A 20,482-nucleotide genomic window follows, 5' to 3' on the forward strand; every position below is an offset into this window, starting at 1 on the left:
CGGGAAGTATAGGCCGATGGCCCCGGGATCACCGCGACGAGATGTACTTCTCGCGACGGATGTGCTGCACGGCGAGCCCGTGCTCCTTCAGTGCCGAAAACGCGGCATCCACCATGTTCGGGTTTCCGCACAGGTAGGCGATATCGCCCTCGGCGCTCGGCTCGAGCTCGGCCAGCATGTCCTGCACGTAGCCCAGGCGATCGTGTGGACGCGGATTCGGACGCGCGCCCCGCGAGAGGCAGGCGTGGAAATCGAATCCCTCGTGCTCGCGCGCGAACGCCTCGAATTCCTCGCCATAGAGCAGTTCGCCCTCGTTGCGCGCGCCGTAGAGCAGCACGAAACGGCAGCCGCGGCTGGCGATCAGCGCCTCGATCTGCGGCAGCATGGCGCGGTACGGCGTCACGCCCGTGCCGGTGGCGATCAGGATGTAGCGCCGGTTCGTGTCGCCATCCATGAGACAGAAGCGGCCGTAGGGGCCGCTCGCGTCGATCGTGCCTCCGTGCTCCAGCTCCCCGAGCAGCTTCGTCGCGGCCCCGCCCTCGACGTAGCTCACGGCGATCTCGATGCGGTCCACCGGGCCCTTGCCGTCGCCCACCGTGCCCACGGAATAGCTCCGCTTGGTGGCCTTGCCATCGTCGTAATGGAAGTGGACCTGGAGGAACTGGCCGGGCACGAAGGCCAGCGGCTGGCCGTCCACCCGCTCGAAGGACAGGTGCCGCACCGTCGGCGCCAGCATGAAGCTGTCGGCGAGGCGGAGCTGGAATTGTTCGGCCATGGAAAGTCTCTGTTGACGCCGGGGAACGGGGCGGCCCGGCAAAGCCCGGTATAATAGGCGGCTTGTCATCCCGGCGCAGCCCATGACCACTCCCGCTTTGCACGTCAACGATTTACGCAAGACCTACGGCAACGGGGTCGAGGCCCTCAAGGGCATCTCCCTGACCGTCCAGCCCGGCGATTTCTTCGCCCTGCTGGGCCCCAACGGCGCCGGAAAGTCGACCCTGATCGGCATCCTCTCGTCCCTGGTGAACGCCTCGTCGGGCGACGCCGAGGTGTTCGGCGTGTCGATCCACCGGAACCGCAGCGAGGCCATGCGGCTGATCGGCCTGGTACCCCAGGAGATCAACTTCAACCAGTTCGAAAAGCCTTTCGACATCTGCGTGAACCAGGCCGGTTTCTATGGCATCGGCCGGGCCGAGGCGTCGGAGCGCGCCGAGAAGTACCTGAAGGAGCTGCGCCTGTGGGACAAGGCGCACCACCAGGCGCGCATGCTCTCGGGCGGCATGAAGCGCCGGCTGATGATCGCGCGCGCCATGATGAACGAGCCGAAGCTGCTGATCCTCGACGAGCCCACGGCGGGCGTCGACATCGAGATCCGCCGTTCCATGTGGCAGTTCGTCAGCGGCATCAACGAGGCCGGGACCACGGTGATCCTCACCACCCACTACCTCGAGGAAGCGGAGCAGCTCTGCCGCAACATCGCGATCATCGACCAGGGCCGCATCGTCCAGAACACGTCGATGAAGAGCCTGCTCGCCACCCTCGACGTCGAGACCTTCGTGCTCGACGTCTCCGGCGTGCCCGCCGACATGCCCAGCCTGCCCGGCGTCGTGCTACGCGCGCTGGACGACCATACGATCGAAGCCGAAATGTCCCGTTCGCACGACCTCAACTCGCTCTTCGCGGCCCTGTCGGCGCACGGCGTCACCGTGACGTCGATGCGCAACAAGGCCAACCGCCTGGAGGAACTCTTCGTGCGGCTGGTCGAGCACGGCCGGGAGAACGCGGCATGAGCGCCTCCACCAACCTCGTCGCGCTGGGCACCATCGTCCGCCGCGAGATCGTCCGCATCCTGCGCATCTGGACGCAGACGCTGATTCCGCCGGCGATCACGATGACGCTCTACTTCGTCATCTTCGGCAAGCTGATCGGCAGCCGCATCGGCACGATGCACGGCTTCACGTACATGCAGTACATCGTGCCGGGCCTCGTCATGATGAGCATCATCACGAACAGCTACGGCAACATCTCCAGCTCCTTCTTCGGCGCCAAGTTCGGCCGTTTCGTCGAGGAAATGCTGGTGTCGCCGATGCCGAACTGGGTGATCCTCCTCGGCTACGTCACGGGCGCGGTGACGCGCGGCGTGATCGTCGGCGCGCTGGTGCTGGTGATCGCCCTGTTCTTCACCGACCTGCACGTCGCGCACCCGGTCACCACGTTCCTTTCGGTGGTGCTCGGCGCCACGGTGTTCTCGCTCGCCGGTTTCGTCAACGCCGTGTTCGCGAAGAAGTTCGACGACATCGCGCTTGTGCCGACCTTCGTGCTCACTCCGCTGACGTACCTCGGCGGCGTCTTCTATTCGGTCGACCTCCTCGGCGAGCCGTGGCGCAGCATCTCGCTGGTGAATCCCATCCTGTACATGGTCAACGCCTTCCGTTTCGGCGTGCTCGGCGTGAGCGACGTGCCGATCGCCACCGCGTTCGTCGTGATGCTCGTCTTCGTCGTCGGACTCTCCGCGGTCGCCCTGCGTCTGCTCAAGCGCGGCGTCGGCCTCCGCTCGTAACGGAACCGCGATGCGCGTCAACAAGTACATCAGCGAAGCCGGCCTCTGCTCCCGCCGCGAGGCCGACGAGCTCCTCGTCGCCGAGCGCGTCACGATCAACGACGAGGTCGTCGGCATGGGCGCCAAGGCGCTGGACGGCGACGTCGTCAAGGTCGACGGCGAGGTCGTCGTGGCGCGCACGCTCGTCGCCAGCCCGGCGAAGAGCCGCGGCGTGTACATCGCGCTGAACAAGCCCGTGGGCATCACCTGCACCACCGACACCACGGTCAGCGGCAACATCGTGGATTTCGTCGACCATGCCCAGCGCATCTTTCCGATCGGCCGCCTGGACAAGGATTCCGAGGGCCTGATCCTGCTGACCAGCAACGGGGACATCGTCAACGAGATCCTCCGTGCCGAGAACAACCACGAGAAGGAATACCTCGTCGCGGTGAACAAGGCGGTGACGGACGACTTCCTCACCGGGATGGCGCGCGGCGTGCGTATCCACGGACAGATGACGAAGCCCTGCAAGGTGCGACGCATCGCCAAGTTCGGCTTCTCCATCGTGCTCACGCAGGGCCTGAACCGGCAGATCCGCCTGATGGCCGCCGCGTTCGGCTACCGCGTCACGCAACTGCGCCGCGTGCGGATCATCAACGTGAAGCTGGGTCATCTGAAGGTGGGCCAGTGGCGCAACCTCACCGAGGCCGAGCTGAAGGGCCTGCTGCCCGACCGGACGCGCTGGTAGCCGGGCGTGATCGCACGCCGTCTTTCGCGGCATGCGATCATGGGCGGATGAACGATTTCCAGACCCTCGGCCTCGATCCGGCCCTTCTCTCCACCGTCGAGTCCCTCGGCTACGGCGGCATGACGGCCATCCAGCGTGAAAGCCTGCCGGCCATCCTGCAAGGCCGCGACGTCATCGCGCAGGCCCGTACGGGCAGCGGCAAGACGGCGGCGTTCGGCCTCGGCCTGCTCCAGCGCATCGACGTTTCGCAGATCCGCCTGCAGGCGCTGGTCCTCTGTCCGACACGCGAGCTCGCCGACCAGGTCAGCAAGGCCATACGCCGGCTCGCGGTCAACATCCCCAACGTCAAGCTCCTTACGCTCTGCGGCGGCATGCCGCTCGGTCCGCAGCTGGCGTCGCTGGAACACGATCCGCACATCGTGGTCGGCACGCCCGGCCGCGTGCAGGAGCACCTCAAGCGCGGCAGCCTGCACGGCGGCGGCATCAAGGTGCTGGTGCTCGACGAAGCCGACCGGATGCTCGACATGGGCTTCGAGGAAGCGATCGACGACATCGTCGGCCGCATCGCGAAGCACCACCAGACGCTCCTGTTTTCCGCGACCTATCCGGATGCGATTCGCGCGGTGAGCGGGCGGGTGCAGAAGGATCCGCTGGAGGTGACCGTCGAGGAAGGCCACGACGCCACCACGATCGAACAGCGCGTGGTCGAGGTGGAACCGCCGGTGAAGGTCGACGTGCTCGCCCGTATCCTCACCCAGGAGAAGCCGGAGGCCGCACTGGTCTTCTGCAACATGCGCAAGGACACCGAAGCCGTCGCGGCGGAACTGGACCGCCGCGGCTTTTCCGCCCTGGCCCTGCATGGCGACCTCGACCAGCGCGATCGCGACGAGGTGCTCGTTCGCTTCGCGAACCACAGTTGCGGGGTGCTCGTGGCGACCGACGTCGCGGCGCGAGGCCTCGACATTGCCGGGCTGCCGCTCGTCGTCAGCTTCGACGTGGCGCACGATCCGGACACGCACACGCACCGCGTCGGCCGCACGGGCCGCGCGGGTGCGAGCGGGCTGGCGATCGTGCTCGCCGGCTCGCGCGAACTGAACAAGCTGCGGGCGATCGAGGAACGCATCGGCGCGCCGCTGCCGCGCCATCCGGCGAAACCGGCCAACGAGGCACGCAAGGTGCTGAATCTCGCCCCGATGAAGACCCTCGTCATCGATGGCGGACGCAAGGACAAGATGCGGCCCGGCGACATCCTCGGCGCGCTCACCGGCGATGCCGGTCTCGACGGCAAGGACATCGGCAAGATCGACGTCTACGCCACGCGCGCCTATGTCGCGATCCGGCGGGACCTCGCGAACAAGGCGCTCGAGCGCCTGCGCGCCGGAAAGATCAAGGGCCGCAGCTTTCGCGTGCGGCCCCTGGGCTGAGCGGACGTCCGCGGCGGAAGCTACCGGTTCGTGCACATCGACGTGGAGGCTTCGTCGGTGGACTCGACCTCGGAGCTCATCCTCACGACGTTGACCGGCGGAGCGAAATGCGTGGTCAGTTCGTCCGCGAGGACGTTCCGCAGGTTGCGGATGACCGCGAGTGCCGGCGTCATCGTTTGCGGCGAATGCGGACTGCCTTCGACGTAGTTGATGTGCACGTCCGCCCGGGCTTCCACCGAGAACTGCTGGAAGGCGGCATGGCAGGAGGGGCATGGCTGCTGGCTGACGAACCCGAGGAGGCGTCCGCCCGCCGGGATCAAACCGCTGGATATGTCCCGCATGATCGCCTGCAAGACCTTGATCTCGGCGTCGTTGGCGCGGTTCGGCGTGCCGGGCGTCACCGGTTGCGGCGTCACGTCCGACCAGGTGGGCGCGCCGACGGAACCGAAGCTGACGACGTTGTCCTCGTTGAAATAGTTCCTCGTCGGCATCGGCGGCACCTCGAGGTGTCGCGCGCCGCGATAGGCCGTATTGATGAGCTCGGAAAAGGGGCGGCCCGATACACCCAGATAGATGCGCGCGTGTTCCACACCCTCCACGGTATAGGTGTACTGGAAATGCGAGAAGGTGGCGCGGCGGATCTGCTGCTGGAAGCGCAGCAATTCGGCCGCGTCGGCGGCGCGTCCGCCGTGGCCCGCGAAGGCTTCCTGCAACCATCGCCGCATGCCGAAGGCATAGCGGCGCATGGGCACGGCGAGCCATGTCTGCATGAAGTACTCGTCGTCGTTCGCGACCGCCAGCATGGTGACCCTGCCGTCCCCGCCTGCTTCCGCGTGGCGCGGCAGGCCTCCGACAACGAGCGTGGCGAGCATCGCCGCGCCCAGCATGCGGCCCCGGAAAAGGGACCTCCGGCGCCAGGAGGGAATGGTGGACGGCATCATGGCGTCCTCCCGCACTGTTTCATCGAGACGTGACGCAGCACCATGTCGCCTTGTCGCATGGACATCTGGCCGACCGATACCAACCGGTTGGCTGCCTTCGCCTCCGCCATGTCCAGGGTGACGATGCGGTCCAGCTGGCCGTCGAGTGGAATGCCGAGGTGCCCCAGGCTGCTGGATTGCAGGGGTGAGGCAAGGTTCTGAAGCGAGGTCGACAGGCTCTCGCCGGAGATGTCGCCGACAGCCAGCACTTCATCGATGATCGCCTGCCCGTACCACCGGTGGATCGCGCGGTCGGTCGCGTCGGCGAGGCACAGCGGGCGAGGATCCGCGCCGCCCATGCCGGCCTTCGCGGGGTCGTGCCTGCCGTTCGGCAGGCAGGCGTCGGTGCCGCCCGGCATGCCCTCCCGATACGCGGCCGCGATTCGCGCCAGTCGCAGGTTGGCAGGCAGCGCCGGGAACCCGTATCGATTGGTGGCGCTCGTCGCGCGCCAGGTCGAGAGCTCGCCGTCGAGCAGCTGGATCAGATAGTGCATGTCGGACCGGTGCGGCTGGCCATGACGCGCGGGATCGAGGAAGCGTCCGATGACGTCGCTGCGCAGACCTCGCTCGTACCAGGCGTCCCGCGGCGTGTCGAGCAGCCTCTCGCGCAGCACCTGCAGGGCCATCGCGTAGTTGGCCTGCATCGCCGGCCGGCCGATATCGAGTATGCCGCGCATGCACGCTTTGTAGATATCCGCATCGACACCCGCCTTCAGGATGTGGGGAACGCCCCACGCGCCGTCGCGCAGGTCGTCCGGCACAGGCGCTTCACGCATCGCGGTGGCCTTGGTGTAACCGAGGTCGCGGACTTTCCAGTCATGCAACTGCCGCTGCGTCATGGCTTCGCGGCCTTCCGCGACGAGGTACATGGCCTCCCGCGTCGGTTCGTCGACCGGTGAGAGCGAGACGTTCTCCCTGAGTTCGGCATAAGGCGTCTCGTCGCCGCCGAACACCCATCGCGAGTAGGAGGCATCGGTCGACTCGTTGATGTAGGCATGCGTCTGCCCCGCCGCCGCGTACTCCCGCAGGAGGGCGAGCACCGCGTCCTTTCGCCAGAACACTTCGGACGGCACAGGCTCGGTCGAGTATCCGAACCCCTGATCGAGCGTCGCGGCGGCGACGGTCGTGCCCGGCAATGCGAGCGCGACGGCAAGTGCGTACCGGATGCGCGGCGAAACGCGAGGCCTCCCTCGTCGGGGCGCGCTGGCCATAACCCTTACTCCTGAGATCATGATCGTCCTTGTCAGACCGCGTGGATCGCGGCCCGGCCATTCTTGGCTCCGTAGCCCGCGAAACGTAGCGTCGTCGTCGGTCGCGAGCCGTCGGGCTCCGCCCGACCGTCGGGAGGGTGCCGAACGACGAGGCGCTCCGGGCGGACGCCCGGACGTTCAGGTGCCTCGTGGTTTCGCCCGGTGCGTCGCCGTGGCCGTCCAGGGATCGTCCGGCCACGGATGCTTCGGATAGCGGCCCTTCAGTTCCTTCTTCACTTCCGGATACGTGCGATTCCAGAAGCCCGCGAGGTCCTGCGTGACCTGGATGGGACGCCCGGCGGGCGAAAGGAGGTGGAGCATCACGGGCACCCTTCCGTCGCCGACGCGCGGCGTGTCGGCGAGACCGAAGAGCTCCTGCAGCTTCACGGCGAGGATGGGCGGAGCGCCGGCATCGTCGTCACGCGTGCCATAGGCGAGCCGGCGCGTCATGCCGCTGGGGACTGTGAGCGCCTCCGGCGCGTGGGCGTCGAGCGCCCTGCGCTGGTCGTAGTCCAGCATCGACGCGAGCGCCTCGCCGAGCTCCGAGGCCTCGATGGCTTCCAGGCGCCGCTTTCCCCGCAGGTACGGGGCGAGCCATGCCTCGAGCGTTCGCAGCAACGCGTCGTCGCCGACATCGGGCAGATCGAGTTCCGGTCGCCACAGACGGAGCGCACCGATGCGCGCGCGGAGGACGCGCGCGTTGTCGCTCCAGGGCAAGGCTTCGATGCCACGTGTCCGGATGGCCGCCAACAACAGAGGCAGGGCATCGGCCGGATCGAGAGGAACCGCACGGCGTTCGACGAGCAAGGCATCGAAACGGCGTTCCTCGAACGCCTCGGCGATCTGGCGGTCCTCATCCCATCGCAATACGCGTTCGGTGACGAAACGGTCCGCATGGTCGCGTGCGAGCACGTCGGCGTCGAACGGCGCCCCGGCGAAGATCAGGCTGTCGCGTGCGTCGAGGCGAAGGTCGAGGACGACCAGCCAGGGCTCGCCGTGAAGCGCGCTGGCCTCGTGCAGACGAGCGCCGCGACCGTTGGCCAGCGCGTACCTCGACGGATTCGCATCGTCGCGCTTCGCGACGCGGTCGGGAAACGCGTGAACCAGCAGATCGCCCACCGCATGAGCGGTTGGCACGCCGCTCGCCGCGGTCCTCGCATCGAGGCGGCGACGCCAGCCCGCCGATGCTTTTTCGATCGCCGCCAGCGCGCCGACGTCGGCGCCACCGTTGCGCGCCGCACGGGCCCCGCCGTCGCGCCAGAGATGCAGCGCGGCGAGCCGCTGGCGAAAGTCGTCGGTGCGCCCTTGCTCGCCTCGCAATGGCGAACGCGCTTCGATGAGCGCCAGAAGGTCGGCGACGAGTGCCCGCTGTGCTACCGGAGCGCGCAATGCGGCAGCCGCGAGACGCGGCGTCGCGCCGAGCGCGAGCATGTCGCGCCCGAGGCGCGTGATCGACGAGGCGTCGTCGATCGCGCCGAGTCGACGAAGGAGATCGCGGGCCTGACCCATCGCGCCCGCCGGCGGCGCGTCCAGCCATGGCAGGTCGTCGCTGCCCCACCCGGCGAGCTCCAGCGCGAGACCGGATAACTCCGTGTGCTCGATCTCCGCGCTTCGCGAGGGCTCCAGCCTCCGGCTCTGCGGCCACAGGCGATAGGCGACGCCCTCGGCGACGCGGCCCGCGCGGCCGGCACGCTGGTCCGCCGACGCCTGCGAGATCGTCACCGTCTCGAGGCGCGCGAAGCCGGATCGCGGATCGAAGCGGGGCTCGCGCGCCAGCCCCGAGTCGACCACCGCGCGGATGCCCGGGAGCGTCACGCTCGACTCCGCGACGTTCGTGGCGAGGACGATGCGGCGCGTGCCCGGATCGGCCGGCGTAAGCGCGAGTTGTTGTTCCGCGAGCGAGAGCTCGCCATGCAACGCGACGACTTCGACGCTTTCGGACTGGCGTTCCAACATGCCGCGCGCCCGCTCGATCTCGCGACGTCCCGGAAGGAAGGCGAGCACATCGCCGTCCGTTTCGCGCAACGCCTGCCCGATCGTACGCACGAGATGCTGCTCGACGGTTTCCTGCGGCCGTGCCGGTGGATGGTCGATGCGCACGGGAAAACTTCGCCCCGGACTGCCGATGCGCCGGGCTCCGAACCACCGCTCGATGCGCTCGCCATCCAGCGTCGCCGACATCACGACGAGACGGAGGTCGGGCCGCAGGCTCGCCTGCACATCGAGCGCCAGCGCGGCGCCGAGGTCGCCCGCGAGGTGCCGCTCGTGGAATTCGTCGAACAGGATGGCGCCGACGCCGTCGAGCGACGGATCGTCCTGGATCATCCGCCCAAGGATGCCTTCCGTCACGACCTCGATGCGCGTGCGCGGCCCGACACGCGACTCGAAGCGGATGCGATACCCCACCGTTTCGCCAACCTCCTCGCCCCGCTGCCGCGCCATGAACGCGGCAGCGGCACGGGCGGCGATCCGTCGCGGCTCGAGCACGAGGATGCGACCGTCGGCGAGCCAGGGCGCGTCGAGCAGCGCCAGCGGCACCTGTGTCGTCTTGCCCGCACCGGGCGGTGCTTCGAGCACGAGTCGCGGGTGGGCCGCCAGCGCATCGACGATGTCGGGGAGAAGCGGAGTGATGGGAAAGACGGTCTGCATGTCCCCGCTATGGTACGCAAGGGCGGACGCCGCCGCTCTCAGCCCTCGCGTTCGATGTCGTCTCCTGCGGGCGAGGGCTTCCTGTCCGCGGCCGTCACGTCGAAGGGGCGCAGGGACTGGAACGCGCGCCGATAGTCGTCCGAGACGCGCTTCGCGTCGTCGCCATTGGTGATCACCCGCGGCGTGATGAGCACCACGAGCTCCGTGCGGTCGCGCGATTCCGAGCGCTCCGAGAAAAGGATGCCAAGGCCGGGGATACGGCCGAGGAAGGGAACGCCGCTGCGGTGTCTGGCCTCTTTCTCGCCGATGAGGCCGCCGAGCAACACCGTCTGCCCGCTCTGCACCGCGACCTGCGTCGTCAGCTTGCGCTTCGATATGGGAGCGTTGCCGATCAGGCCCTCGACATCCGCGTTGCTGACCTCCTGCGCGACGTCGAGGTAGACCAAGCCGCCCGGATTCACGCGCGGCCGGACGTCCAGGATGACGCCGGTGTCCTTGTATTCCACCTGGCCGACCGTGCTGTTGCCGCCCTGCCCCGTGTTGACGAAGGTCTGCGTCACGGGAATCTGGTCGCCTACCTGGATGCGTGCCTTGTGGTTGTTCACGACGACCAGCGACGGCGCGGAGAGCGTCTTCGTGTTCCCGTCGCGCTCCATCGCACGCAGCGTCACCTGGAGATCCTTGTTGACGAACGAGTAATACAACGTGTTCGTACCGCTGGCCGCCGCCGTTCCACCGCCGAGCGCCCACTGCTGCTTGTTGCCGGGCTGAGTGACACTGCCATTGCCTCCGGCGAGCCCTTCCAGGTACCACTGCACGCCGAAACGGAACGAGTCGCGCAGCTTCACCTCGAGGATCCGCGTCTCGATCTGCACCTGCAGCGGCACCGCGTCGAGGCGTTCGATGGCCTGGCGCACCTCGGCCCACTGGGACGGTCGCGCACGCACCATGAGCTGGTTGTTGGCGTCGATCGCCGTGATGCGCAGGTCGGAGGCGCCGGAGGCGGGCGGCGACGAAGACGCCGGCGCCGACGGCGCCTGGAAGAAGTCGGATTGTTCATCCGCGGGGGCGCCGGCAGCGGCCGCGTCGGCGTTCGCGCCATCCAGGCCGCCCGCGCTTGCCACGGTCGCGGGCGTGAGCCCCGGTGCGACCCGTGCGCCGCCGTCGCCCGACACGGCGCCGCCGAACACGTTCGCCACGTAGCGCGCGACGTCGGTCGCCAGAAGGTTGCGTACGTCGTAAACGAACAGCCGTGGCTCGTTGCCGCCGCCACGGTCGATGCGATCGATCCAGTCGCCGACCTGATCGAGGTGCGACGAGCGCGTCGCGATGACGACGATGGCGTTGGTCCGTTCGATGGGTATGAACCTGAGCAGGCCCGCGATGGGCGTGTTGCTCGATTCGCCGAACGTCCCCTCGATCGCGGGGAGCAATTCGCCGACCGTCGCGTTGCGCAGACTGAAGACACCCACGGACATGCCGGCGACCCAGTCGACGTCGAAGGTCTCGATCGTCTCGCCGACGCGTGCGAGTTCGTCGCGCGTACCGGCGACCACCAGCACGTTGCGGGACGGATCGGTGAGCAGCAGGGCGTCGGGCTTGACGAAGGGGCCGAGCAGCTTCGCCATCGCGGGCGCGGACACATGGCGCAGCGGGAAGAGGCTCGCGCTCAGGCCCGCGGCCGGCTTCGTCGCGCGCAACGTCGGTGAAAGACGGCCGGCGACCGCCTGGTTCGCCGGCAGGACGCTGAAGCGGCCGTGTTCCTTCACCAGCGCGTTGCCCGTCCACGAGAGCAACGTCTCGAGGATCGGCAGCGCTTCGGATTTCGCCACGGGCCTGGCCGTCGCGAACGAGATGGAGCCCTGCACCCCAGGAGCCACCGAATAGTTCGCGTCGAGCAGATCGCCGAGGATCGCCTTGACCACCGCTTCCACGGGCTGGTCTTCGAAGTTGAGCGTGACCGCGTCCGCGCCGCTGGCCACGGGTACGGCCCGTTCCACGCCCTGCGGTCGGATGAACTGCCCGGTGCCACGACTGATCTCGCGCGCGACGGACTCCTGCGCCGGCCGCGGGTCGTCGACGGACGGGTCCGCCGTCCGCGCGAGGGGAAGGCTCTCCGGTACCGGCCGTTCGACGCCGGCGAGCGCTTCGCGCTGTAGCCTGCCGTCGTCCTTGCGCGCTTTCTGCGGGGCGCAAGCCACCGTCAGCAGAGCCGTCAGGACGGCCATGCCGAGCATGCTGCGTTTCATGGTGTTGCCTCCTTCCCTGGGGCGCGTCGTGCGCCCTCTACCTCGAATCCATTTCCTGCTGCCGCTGCTGTTGTTGCTCCATGCGGCGTTTCTGGACAGCCTGTTTCAACGCCTCGACACGCGCCCTCTGCAGGGCGTCTTCGTCCTGGCGCGGCGGCGGCGTGCGGGCGGCATCCGTGGGCGGACGCGGCAGCGCCGGGCCCGTCATGCCCTGCCCCGCCTGCTGCTGCACCTGCACGCCGTTGCCCGCGGGCGTCGACGGGCGTGCCGTCGGCTGCCCCGGCATGGCGGGCTGGCCGGGTTTGGCGGGCGTCCTGGCGAGCGCTTCGGGCGCGGCGACCTTGAGCGTGAGTTCGCGATGCTCGCCACCGTTGTCGAAGACGGCGCTTCGCGGCGTGAGCGACGACAACGTCCAGTGGCCGTCGGCGAGCGCCGTGCCCTCCTTGACGCGAACCGTGCTGTCCTTGCCGCGGTCCCGGAGCAGCGCCATGCGCAGGCCGGGCGTCATGATGATGCCGGTGAGTTCGAGATCGCCGATGTTGCTGGACGTGTCGTAACCCTCCGCCGCGGCGACCGGCTTGCGATCGGCCATGAACAACGGGCGCTGCCAGACCTCGGCGAAGCGCGCCAGCGGTGTCGGCGGCGGCATGGAAAGCTGCCGGACGGGAGGGAGGGGCTCGGGCGTGCCCGGGTCGTCCCACTGGACGCCGCGGCCCACACCAAGCACGAACGAGGCGCACACCGCAGCGAGCAGCGCCGCCGTGATGGCGAGAACGGGGGTGAGGCGACGCTGACCGGCGGCGTTCACGAGGACACCTTCGCGTCGCGCGCGGCATGGATGTAACCGGACACGGTGAACTGCACTTCCATGGGCGCGTTACCGCCGGCGCGCGCGGCGACGGGATTGCGATAGATGCTGAAATCCTCGATGAAGAGGTAAGGCGTCTCGTCCTCGATGTCGTGCAGCACGGCCGTCATCGGCTGCATCTGGCAACGCAGGCTGATGTTGACCGTGACCTTGCGATACGGATCGCCCGCCTTCTCCTGGCTGGGCACGGGCATCTTCTGCACGACGTCGCATGCGCCGTCCTCGCGGTGGGCGGCCGCGACGTCGACGATGCGCTGCATGAGGCCCGCCGCGGCCGCGTTGGCGTCGTCGCCCGGCAGGAAGGCATCGCTGTGCGTCTGCCCCTGCTCCAGCGCGGCGAGGCGCTTCTCCAACTGCGGCCGTTCGGCGATGGCCGCGGCGAAACGGCGCTGCGTGTCGCGCAGATCGTCCATCTCGTCGGCGATCGTCAGCTGCGGCGCGACGAACCACCAGTGCACGAGCGCGAAATAACCTATCGCCAGGGCGAGCACGAGCAACAGCACGGCGGCGATGCGGGACTCAGCGGGTTTCATTCGCACGAGCGCCCTCCTTCGTCCCGTTGCTCGTGCCGGACGCCGCCGGCGAGGCGACCGGTTTTTCGGCGGCCGCGCGCGATGATGTGGACGCCGTGGCGGGCGCGGTCTTCGCGCCGGCGGCTTCGGGCTTCGGCATCTGCGCTTTCGCCTGCATGTAGAAGCGTTCCTTGCCGGACGTGGGATCGGTCTGGATCGTTCCCTGGAAACTCGGGTCGCCGATCGTGGACGCGCCCTTCAGCGCATCGATGAGGCGCGCGGCTTGCGGGCTCTGGCCCTGGAAGCCGATCTGGCCCGTGGCATTGAGCGTGAAACGCTCCAGCCAGGTGTCGTCGGGCAGGCGGCGTGTCAGGTCTTCGAGCACCGGCAGGATGGACGGCGCCTCTGTTTTCTTCCGTGCGAGGAAGCCGGATGCACCCGCGCTGTCGGTGAGTCGCTGACGCAGCTCCTTCACCCGCTGCGCGTCGCCGCGCATGGCCTCGACCTCGTCGCGCATCGCCTGCAGGGCGACGCCCCGGTTGTGCAGCCACGCGGCCATGCAGGCGACCGCGAGCAGCACGATCGCGGCCACGAGCACACCGTTGAGGCGACGCCGCCGATCGACGCGCCGCGGCACGCGCGCGGGTGGAAGCAGATTGACGCCGGCCAGCGCGTTGCCATCCGCCACGTCGACGCGGTCGGGTTGGATGCCGAGCGCGGCCAGTTCGTCGAGCAGGGGATCCAGACCCGCGCGGGGTGTCGCCGCGAGTTCCGCGACGAAGCGGCCTTCCGGACCGCCCTCGCCGAGTTCGCGCACGCCGAAGTGGATGTCTTCCGCGCGGAACGGCGTCTGCCTGTCGAGGTCGTAGCCGACCACCTGACGCAGGTTGTCGCGCGCGGCCAGTGGCAGCACGAGGCGACGACGCAGGACGGCGGCCGGCGGAAGCACCAGCGCCACGCGGCGATCGGACGGATCGGCATCGGCGAAGGCGCGCGCGAGCGACGCGGCGCGGTCTTCCGTCGCGCCGCCGTCGGATGCTTCCGCGACGGCGTACGCCTCGCCCGCCCGGCGCACGCGCCAGGCGTCGCCGTGCCGTTCGATCGCGTACCAGCGTTCGCCACCGGCGAACACGGCGCGCCAGCGCACGGGCACGAACGCCTGTAACTCGCCACCCCACCAGCGCAGGAAGCCCGGCAGCGCGCTACCGCGCCAGGCACGGCGCAGGCGATCGAGCTGCAGCTGCGATGCGTCCTGCCATGTGGTCATTCAGTATCTCCTTCGCGCCAACGCAACACTGCGTAGGGCTGATTTCCGGATCTTATCCCACGGAGCCGGATCGTCGATGTAAGGGAACTCCTGGTTCCGTCGTCAAGGATCGCCTCAGCACGTATCGTGTGCGTGACACCGTTGCCGCCCGCCATCGCACCGCCGCCGCCCTGCGCGCGCGTGGCGAGCACCGCTTCCGCGCCCGCGCCGCCGAGGCCGGGAATCGCGGCGAGGGCCAGGGGCTGCGCGTGCTCGGTGTTGGGGCGCTCGCGGCCGGACCAGATGGTCAGCGCGGGCGCGACCGTCGCCCATGTCGCCGCGTCCATGCCGAGCACCATGCGCGCTTCCTCGACGCTGGCGAACGGTCCGTTCCTCGGCCCGTATGCGAGACCCGCCGCCTCGTACTGCGGTTTCTTGGCGCCGTTGGGCGACGCCGCGTCGCCCGGCCGCCGCCAGTCCTGGATGGCCGACGACAACCTGCCCGCGCGGTCGTCCTGCACGCCTGCCGCCTTGAACAGTCCGGTCAGGACGTCGCCCGACGCGGCATTGAGGTCGACCTTGCCGTCCTCGTCGACGATGGTGATGTCGACCTTCGCGTCGTCGAAGGCGAACACGTAGACGCGGCCGTCCGCGATCCAGCGCGACGACGCATCCGGTGTCTGCAGCGCCGCGATGGCGCGCATCACGCCCGCCTCGGCCGCGTAATGGGCGCGCGTCTGCGCGAACTGGTAGCGGGCCTGCAGCCCTTCCGTGCGCGCGAGCGCGGCGAATCCGCCGAGCATGATCGCCAGCAACGTGCAGCCCCAGAGGACGATGAGCAGGGCGACGCCCCGGGTGTGTCGACCGAACATCATCGTATGCCCGTCGTTCGTCGCGTCCGCGACAACGTGAATCCATTGCGCGATGCCGAGGCATCGATGCGCAGGGGCGCCACGAGCGTCGGGAAAGCCACGTTGCCGCCGACGTCGAGCGCGATCCGCACCAGCGATGGGGTGCGCCGGTTGTCCGTCCACGCGTCCTGCCAGTCGCCCGGCTTGCCCTGTTCGTCGAGCCCGCGGAACGCGAAGGCGCCTTTGCGAATGCCGCGAAGCAGCACCTCCGGCTCGCCCAGCGGTTGCGGGTCGCCGCCGTCGGGCGGCAGCAGCGCCAGGGCGACCTCGAGGCGGTAGCCATCCTTCCCGTCGCCGACCAGCGAAACGGTCTGCAGTTGCGGCCCGAGGCGCGAAAGATAACCTGGCATCGGCGCGACGAAGCGAAGCGAGTGGTCGTCGCCCGAGAAGACGATGGGATCGCCGTCGTCGTTCTCGCCGAAGGGAATGACCAGGGCCTGCGCCAGCTCGGTGCGCAGATAGGATTGCGCCGAGCGGATCTCGTCCATGCGCTCGATCGCCGCGCTGCCGCCGCGGACGATGCGCGTCGCCGTCGAGATGCCGGAGTACACGCCCAGCAGCACGATCGTCAGCAGAGCGAGCGCCGCGAGCACCTCCATCAGGCTGAAGCCGCGTGCGTGCCTCATGGCACGTTGCCCCCGCCGGGGCCAGCGAGGCGCAATGTGGAAAAGCGTGCATGACGTTCGCTGGAGGGATCACCCCAGATGACGTCGAGATCGATCCGGAACATGCCGCCGGCGTCGCTCGCATCGTCGCGCGAGGCATCGTCGGGCGGCCGATAACGCGCGACGTTCATGCGCCAGCGATACGTATCGTCGAACCGGCCCTCGCTGGAACCTTCCCGCACGGGGTCCATGACGAACGCGCCGTCGAGCAGCGTGCGTGCCCGCAGCGCGGCCTGGGTCCGCTCGTTGGCCCTCGCGGTCAGGCTGAGCGAGCTGCCGGCGACCTGCATCAGCGCGGCGAACGCGATCGCGAGGATGGCGATGGCCGCGATCACCTCGAGCAGGCTGAAACCACGCTGGCGGGCTGGTGCGCGCCTCATCGCGTGTCCACCACGCTGACCGCGCCGGTCAGCCAGCCGACGTTGACGTGCCATTCGCGATCGCCACGCTTCAGCGTGACGCGTCCGCCCGTCGAGCTGCCGTCGGGAAAGAAGCGGATGCGGCCGGTGGTGGCGTTCGCCTGGTCTTCGCGGGCGCTGGTGATGGAGACGCGCATGTCCTTCGGCAGTCGCACGTCGCCCTTGCCCGGCGGCTTGTACGTCGCCGCGGCCGTGTCGACCTCGAGCGCGAGGCTCTCGCCGCGAACGATGGATTGCGCGCGCGTCCAGCGCAGCGCGGCGGCGAGCTCACCGCTGGCCGCGTTGACGCGGGCACTGGCGAGTCCCTGCGTCACGGGGATCGAGACGGCGGCCGCGGCGATCCCGATCAACAGGATCACCGCGAGCATCTCGAACAGCGTGAAACCGCGCGCGCGCATGCAGGATCATCCGGCTCCGGAGGCCCTTACTGCCAGTTGCCGACGTCGGCCGAATAGCCTTCGCCGCCGGCCTTGCCGTCCTGGCCGTAGAACACGACGTCGAAGCTGCCGTGCTCGCCCGGATAGCGGTAACCGAACGCGTGGCCCCAGGGATCCTTGAGGTCGGATTCCTTCGCGTACGGCCCCTGCCAGTTGCTGGCGTCGGCGGGCTTCGTCGTGAGGTCTTCCAGCGCGTGCGGCGGCGTCCCGTTGTCGAGCGCGTAGTTCTCGATCTTCTGGCCGAGCGTGGTCAACTGCGCCTTGCCGGCGCCGTACTTGCCCTTGTCGACGTTCTTGCCGACCTGGGTGACGACGATGGCGCCGATGATGCCGATCAGCACGATGACGGCCAGCATTTCAAGCAGCGTGAAGCCGCGGGCATGGCCGTGGCGAAGGGTTCGGTTGTCACGCATGGGTACGACTCCTTGGAACGATTCGGTCAGTTGATGTTGCTGGTGAGGCTGAGCAGGGGCAGGAGGATCGCCGCCATGATGAAGGCGACGAGCACGGTCATGACGATCGTGAGGGTGGGCACCAGCGCGGCGAGCAGGCGGTCGATCGCGCGCTTCGCCTCCACGTCGAAGGTGTCGGCGACCTTCAGCAGCATCGTGTCCAGCGCGCCGGCTTCCTCGCCCACCTGGATCATCTGCAGCGCGAGGCGCGGAAAGCGTTCGGTCTGGCCGAGCGACGAACCGAGGCCCGCGCCACCCTTCACGCGTTCGGCGGCCTGCTCGAGCGCGAGGTCGAGGGCGCGGTTCCCCGTCACCTGCCGGGCGATGGCCAGCGACGAGAGGAGCGGCACGCCGTTCTTCAGCAGCGTGCCGAGCGTGCGTGCGATGCGCGCGGTCTCCACCTTGAGCAACAGGGGGCCGGCGACGCGCATCGTCAGGAGGCGTCCGTGGAACGCGAGCTTCGTCTCGGGATCGCGCAGGCGGAGGCGCAGCAGCACGACGGCGACGACACCGAAGGCGAGGATCGCCCACCACCAGTCGCCGATGGTCGTCCCGATACCCAGCACCACCTTCGTGATGAGCGGGATGGGCACCTGCATGTCCGCGAAGATCGGCACGAACTGCGGCACGACGTAGGCCAGCAGGAGCACCAGCGACCCGAGCACGCCGACCATCAGGAACGCGGGATAGATCAGCGCGTTGATGATGCTGCCGCGCAGGGCCTGCGCGCGTTCGAGGTAGTCGGCGAGGCGGCGCAGGGTCTCGTCGAGCGAACCGCCGGCCTCGCCGGCGCGCACGAGGCTCACGTAGAGACGCGGGAACACCCCGTTCTCCTCGTCGAGCGCGGTCGACAGCGTCGTGCCGCCGCGCACGCGGTCGCGGATGCGCTCGACCATGTTCTTCGCGCGCTCGCCCTCGGGCAGGTCGAGCAGGATCCCGAGCGCGCGGTCGAGCGGCTGGCCCGCGCCGAGGAGCGTCGCGAGCTGGTGCGTGAACTGCGCGAGCTGGTCGCCCGTGAACGGCCCCTTGCGAAAGAGCGCGGCGAAGCTGCCGCCCGAGGCGTCGCCATCGGCGGGCACGGCCTCGATCGGCGTGTGTCCCTGGTCCTGCAGACGGGCGACGACGTCCTCGATCGACGCGGCCTCCATGCGACCCGTGAGGGCTTCGCCGGCGGCGCTGATGGCGCGGTAGCGGAACTGGCTCATTCGCGGGCGGCCTTACGATTCCTGCGTGACGCGCAGGACTTCCTCGATCGTCGTGACACCGGCCACCGCCTTGGCGAGGCCGTCCTCGTACATCGTGCGCATGCCTTCGGAGCGCGCCTGGCGCTCGATCTCGCCGGCATCCGCGCGCTGCATCACGAGCCGCCGCAGCGGATCGCTCATCACCAGGAATTCCATGATCGCCCGGCGCCCGCGGTAGCCCGTGGGGTTGGCGGCGCTGCTGCCCGGCTTCCACAGGCGGATCGGGCGCTCGTCCGTGTATTTGTGCAGCTCGAACTGTTCGATCACTTCCGGCAGGGCCTCGTAAGGCACGGCGGTTTCGGGATCGAGGCGGCGCACGAGTCGCTGGGCGAGGATGCCGTTGACCGTGGAACCGAGCAGATAATCCTCCACGCCCATGTCGAGCAGACGGGTGATGCCGCCGGACGCGCTGTTGGTATGCAGCGTGGAGAGCACGAGATGGCCCGTGAGCGCGGACTGGATCGCGATGCGGCAGGTTTCCAGGTCGCGCATTTCGCCGATCATGATGACGTCCGGATCCTGGCGGACGATCGAGCGCAGCGCGCCCGCGAAGTCGAGGCCGATCTGCGGCTTGACCTGGATCTGGTTGATGCCCTCGATCTGGTACTCGACCGGGTCCTCGACCGTGATGATCTTGACGTCCGGCGTGTTGATCTGGGACAGCGCGGTGTACAGCGTGGTGGTCTTGCCCGAACCGGTCGGGCCGGTGACGAGCAGGATGCCGTGCGGCCGGTCGAGCACCTCGACGAAGCGGTCGCGGAAGTGGTCGGTGAACCCGAGCGACGCGAAGTCGAACACGATGGATTCGCGATCGAGGATACGCATCACCACCGATTCGCCGAAGCTGGTCGGCACCGTCGAAACGCGCAGGTCGAGTTCCTTGCCCTGCACGCGCAGCTGGATGCGGCCGTCCTGCGGCAGGCGACGCTCGGCGATGTTCAGGCGCGCCATGATCTTCACGCGGGAGATCACCGCCGCCGTGGAACTCGACGGCGGCGCCTCGACCTCGTGCAGCACGCCGTCGATGCGGTAGCGCACCTTGAGCCGATTCTCGAACGGCTCGATGTGCACGTCCGACGCGCGCTGCTCCACCGCGCGCTGCAGGATCAGGTTCACCAGGCGGATGACGGGCGCTTCCGAGGCGAGGTCGCGCAGGTGCTCCACGTCGTCTTCCACCGCGGCGCTGCCGTCGAGGCTCTCGACGATGCTGCCCATCGCGGAACGGCCCTGGCCGTAATAACGTTCGATCAGGTCGTCGATTTCCGAACGCAGGCCGACGCGGAGCTGGACGTCGCGCCCGGTCGCCAGGCGCACGGCCTGCAACGGATAGGGATCGGCCGGGTCGGCCACGAGCAGCGCCAGCCCCTCCTCGCCCTCGCGGACGGGAACGACGTGGTACTGCTTGAGGAACCGGGGCGAGAGTTCGACGTCGGCCGGCGGCAGCTCCGGGGCGTCCTTGGCCGCGAGCAGCGGCAGGCCGAGCAGATCGGCCCACGCGTCGGCGAGGTCGCGTTCGGACACGAGCCCGAGGCGGGCCATCAGCGCCGTGAGCGTTCCTTCCGGTGCCTCGTCGTGCAGCCGGCGCGCCCGCGCCAGATCGGTATCCTTGAGCCGCCCATGCGCCACGAGGTGCGCACAGACCTGGGCTTCTCCCGGTTCCCCGGTAAGCATGTCCCTTTGCTCGGTCATCGCAGACATGCCATCTCCACACGCTGTCCGTTGGTTACGTCGTACCGCCCGGTCGTTCCTGACCGGATGGGGCGCTATTGGTAGCACATACGGTGCGTCGACGGCGACCGTGCGCGTGACGATCCGCGACGTGGCGCAACAAGAAAAGCCGGCGTCGCCGCCGGCTTTTCAGGCACCTGGCGGCGGCTTGTCGGCCG

Annotated in this window: 19 protein-coding genes; 4 read left to right on the top strand and 15 right to left on the bottom strand. The window is 68.8% G+C overall.

Going from position 1 to position 20,482, the window contains the following annotated elements; genetic code table 11:
- Nucleotides 1–28: 28 nt before the first annotated feature.
- Nucleotides 29–775, bottom strand: coding sequence for an FAD-binding oxidoreductase (locus tag BMY69_RS14785; RefSeq protein ID WP_090179664.1), 747 nt, complete (start codon nt 773–775; stop codon nt 29–31).
- A gap of 82 nt (nt 776–857) precedes the next feature.
- Here BMY69_RS14785 and BMY69_RS14790 point away from each other — a divergent pair, with 82 nt between their 5' ends.
- The 4 genes from BMY69_RS14790 to dbpA are packed head-to-tail and all read left to right on the top strand — an operon-like array spanning nt 858 to nt 4,714.
- Nucleotides 858–1,790, top strand: a complete 933-nt coding sequence (locus BMY69_RS14790) for an ABC transporter ATP-binding protein (RefSeq protein WP_090057396.1) — start codon at nt 858–860, stop codon at nt 1,788–1,790.
- Nucleotides 1,787–2,560, top strand: a complete 774-nt coding sequence (locus BMY69_RS14795) for an ABC transporter permease (RefSeq protein ID WP_090057399.1) — start codon at nt 1,787–1,789, stop codon at nt 2,558–2,560. The genes BMY69_RS14790 and BMY69_RS14795 overlap by 4 nt, the downstream gene beginning before the upstream one ends.
- Before the next feature lie 10 nt (nt 2,561–2,570).
- Entirely contained in the window at nt 2,571–3,290 is a 720-nt protein-coding gene (locus BMY69_RS14800) for a pseudouridine synthase (RefSeq protein ID WP_090179667.1), read from the top strand.
- 47 nt (nt 3,291–3,337) lie between these two features.
- Nucleotides 3,338–4,714 carry an ATP-dependent RNA helicase DbpA gene (gene dbpA, locus BMY69_RS14805; protein WP_090179670.1) on the top strand — a complete coding sequence of 459 codons (1,377 nt, stop codon included), beginning with the start codon at nt 3,338–3,340 and terminating at the stop codon, nt 4,712–4,714.
- Nucleotides 4,715–4,734: 20 nt separating this feature from the next.
- Here the strand turns inward: dbpA and BMY69_RS14810 are convergent, their stop codons facing one another.
- From BMY69_RS14810 to gspE, 14 genes are all read right to left on the bottom strand, one after another.
- Nucleotides 4,735–5,655 (bottom strand): hypothetical protein, encoded by a 921-nt coding sequence (locus BMY69_RS14810; protein WP_139206118.1) that lies wholly within the window; start codon nt 5,653–5,655, stop codon nt 4,735–4,737.
- Nucleotides 5,652–6,905, bottom strand: coding sequence for a hypothetical protein (locus tag BMY69_RS14815; protein ID WP_143070487.1), 1,254 nt, complete (start codon nt 6,903–6,905; stop codon nt 5,652–5,654). The genes BMY69_RS14810 and BMY69_RS14815 overlap by 4 nt, the downstream gene beginning before the upstream one ends.
- A 177-nt stretch (nt 6,906–7,082) precedes the next feature.
- Nucleotides 7,083–9,593: an ATP-dependent helicase HrpB gene (gene hrpB / locus BMY69_RS14820; protein WP_090179676.1), complete on the bottom strand. Its 2,511-nt coding sequence runs from the start codon at nt 9,591–9,593 to the stop codon at nt 7,083–7,085.
- A 38-nt stretch (nt 9,594–9,631) separates the two neighbouring features.
- The gene (gene gspD / locus BMY69_RS14825; RefSeq protein WP_090179679.1) at nt 9,632–11,842 is read right to left on the bottom strand and encodes a type II secretion system secretin GspD; all 2,211 of its coding nucleotides are present in this window, start codon (nt 11,840–11,842) and stop codon (nt 9,632–9,634) included.
- A 37-nt stretch (nt 11,843–11,879) separates the two neighbouring features.
- Nucleotides 11,880–12,650, bottom strand: coding sequence for a hypothetical protein (locus BMY69_RS14830; RefSeq protein WP_090179681.1), 771 nt, complete (start codon nt 12,648–12,650; stop codon nt 11,880–11,882).
- On the bottom strand, nt 12,647–13,243 hold the full coding sequence (gspM, locus tag BMY69_RS14835; RefSeq protein WP_090179683.1) for a type II secretion system protein GspM: 597 nt from the start codon (nt 13,241–13,243) through the stop codon (nt 12,647–12,649). The genes BMY69_RS14830 and gspM overlap by 4 nt, the downstream gene beginning before the upstream one ends.
- The gene (locus BMY69_RS14840; RefSeq protein WP_090179685.1) at nt 13,230–14,489 is read right to left on the bottom strand and encodes a PilN domain-containing protein; all 1,260 of its coding nucleotides are present in this window, start codon (nt 14,487–14,489) and stop codon (nt 13,230–13,232) included. The genes gspM and BMY69_RS14840 overlap by 14 nt, the downstream gene beginning before the upstream one ends.
- The gene (locus BMY69_RS14845) at nt 14,486–15,343 is read right to left on the bottom strand and encodes a type II secretion system minor pseudopilin (protein WP_090179688.1); all 858 of its coding nucleotides are present in this window, start codon (nt 15,341–15,343) and stop codon (nt 14,486–14,488) included. The genes BMY69_RS14840 and BMY69_RS14845 overlap by 4 nt, the downstream gene beginning before the upstream one ends.
- Nucleotides 15,340–16,005: a prepilin-type N-terminal cleavage/methylation domain-containing protein gene (locus tag BMY69_RS14850; RefSeq protein ID WP_090057428.1), complete on the bottom strand. Its 666-nt coding sequence runs from the start codon at nt 16,003–16,005 to the stop codon at nt 15,340–15,342. The genes BMY69_RS14845 and BMY69_RS14850 overlap by 4 nt, the downstream gene beginning before the upstream one ends.
- Nucleotides 16,002–16,424 carry a prepilin-type N-terminal cleavage/methylation domain-containing protein gene (locus tag BMY69_RS14855; protein ID WP_090179690.1) on the bottom strand — a complete coding sequence of 141 codons (423 nt, stop codon included), beginning with the start codon at nt 16,422–16,424 and terminating at the stop codon, nt 16,002–16,004. Before BMY69_RS14855 ends, BMY69_RS14850 begins: the two co-directional genes overlap by 4 nt.
- Nucleotides 16,421–16,861, bottom strand: coding sequence for a GspH/FimT family pseudopilin (locus tag BMY69_RS14860; RefSeq protein ID WP_090057433.1), 441 nt, complete (start codon nt 16,859–16,861; stop codon nt 16,421–16,423). The genes BMY69_RS14855 and BMY69_RS14860 overlap by 4 nt, the downstream gene beginning before the upstream one ends.
- Before the next feature lie 26 nt (nt 16,862–16,887).
- Nucleotides 16,888–17,313 (bottom strand): type II secretion system major pseudopilin GspG, encoded by a 426-nt coding sequence (gene gspG / locus BMY69_RS14865; protein WP_090179692.1) that lies wholly within the window; start codon nt 17,311–17,313, stop codon nt 16,888–16,890.
- Nucleotides 17,314–17,339: 26 nt separating this feature from the next.
- Complete coding sequence (gene gspF / locus BMY69_RS14870) at nt 17,340–18,557, bottom strand: type II secretion system inner membrane protein GspF (RefSeq protein WP_090057438.1); 1,218 nt, start codon at nt 18,555–18,557, stop codon at nt 17,340–17,342.
- A 12-nt stretch (nt 18,558–18,569) separates the two neighbouring features.
- Nucleotides 18,570–20,267 carry a type II secretion system ATPase GspE gene (gene gspE, locus BMY69_RS14875; RefSeq protein WP_175472881.1) on the bottom strand — a complete coding sequence of 566 codons (1,698 nt, stop codon included), beginning with the start codon at nt 20,265–20,267 and terminating at the stop codon, nt 18,570–18,572.
- Nucleotides 20,268–20,482: the final 215 nt, after the last annotated feature.

The organism is Luteibacter sp. UNC138MFCol5.1 (assembly GCF_900110505.1).
Taxonomy (GTDB): Bacteria; Pseudomonadota; Gammaproteobacteria; order Xanthomonadales; family Rhodanobacteraceae; genus Luteibacter.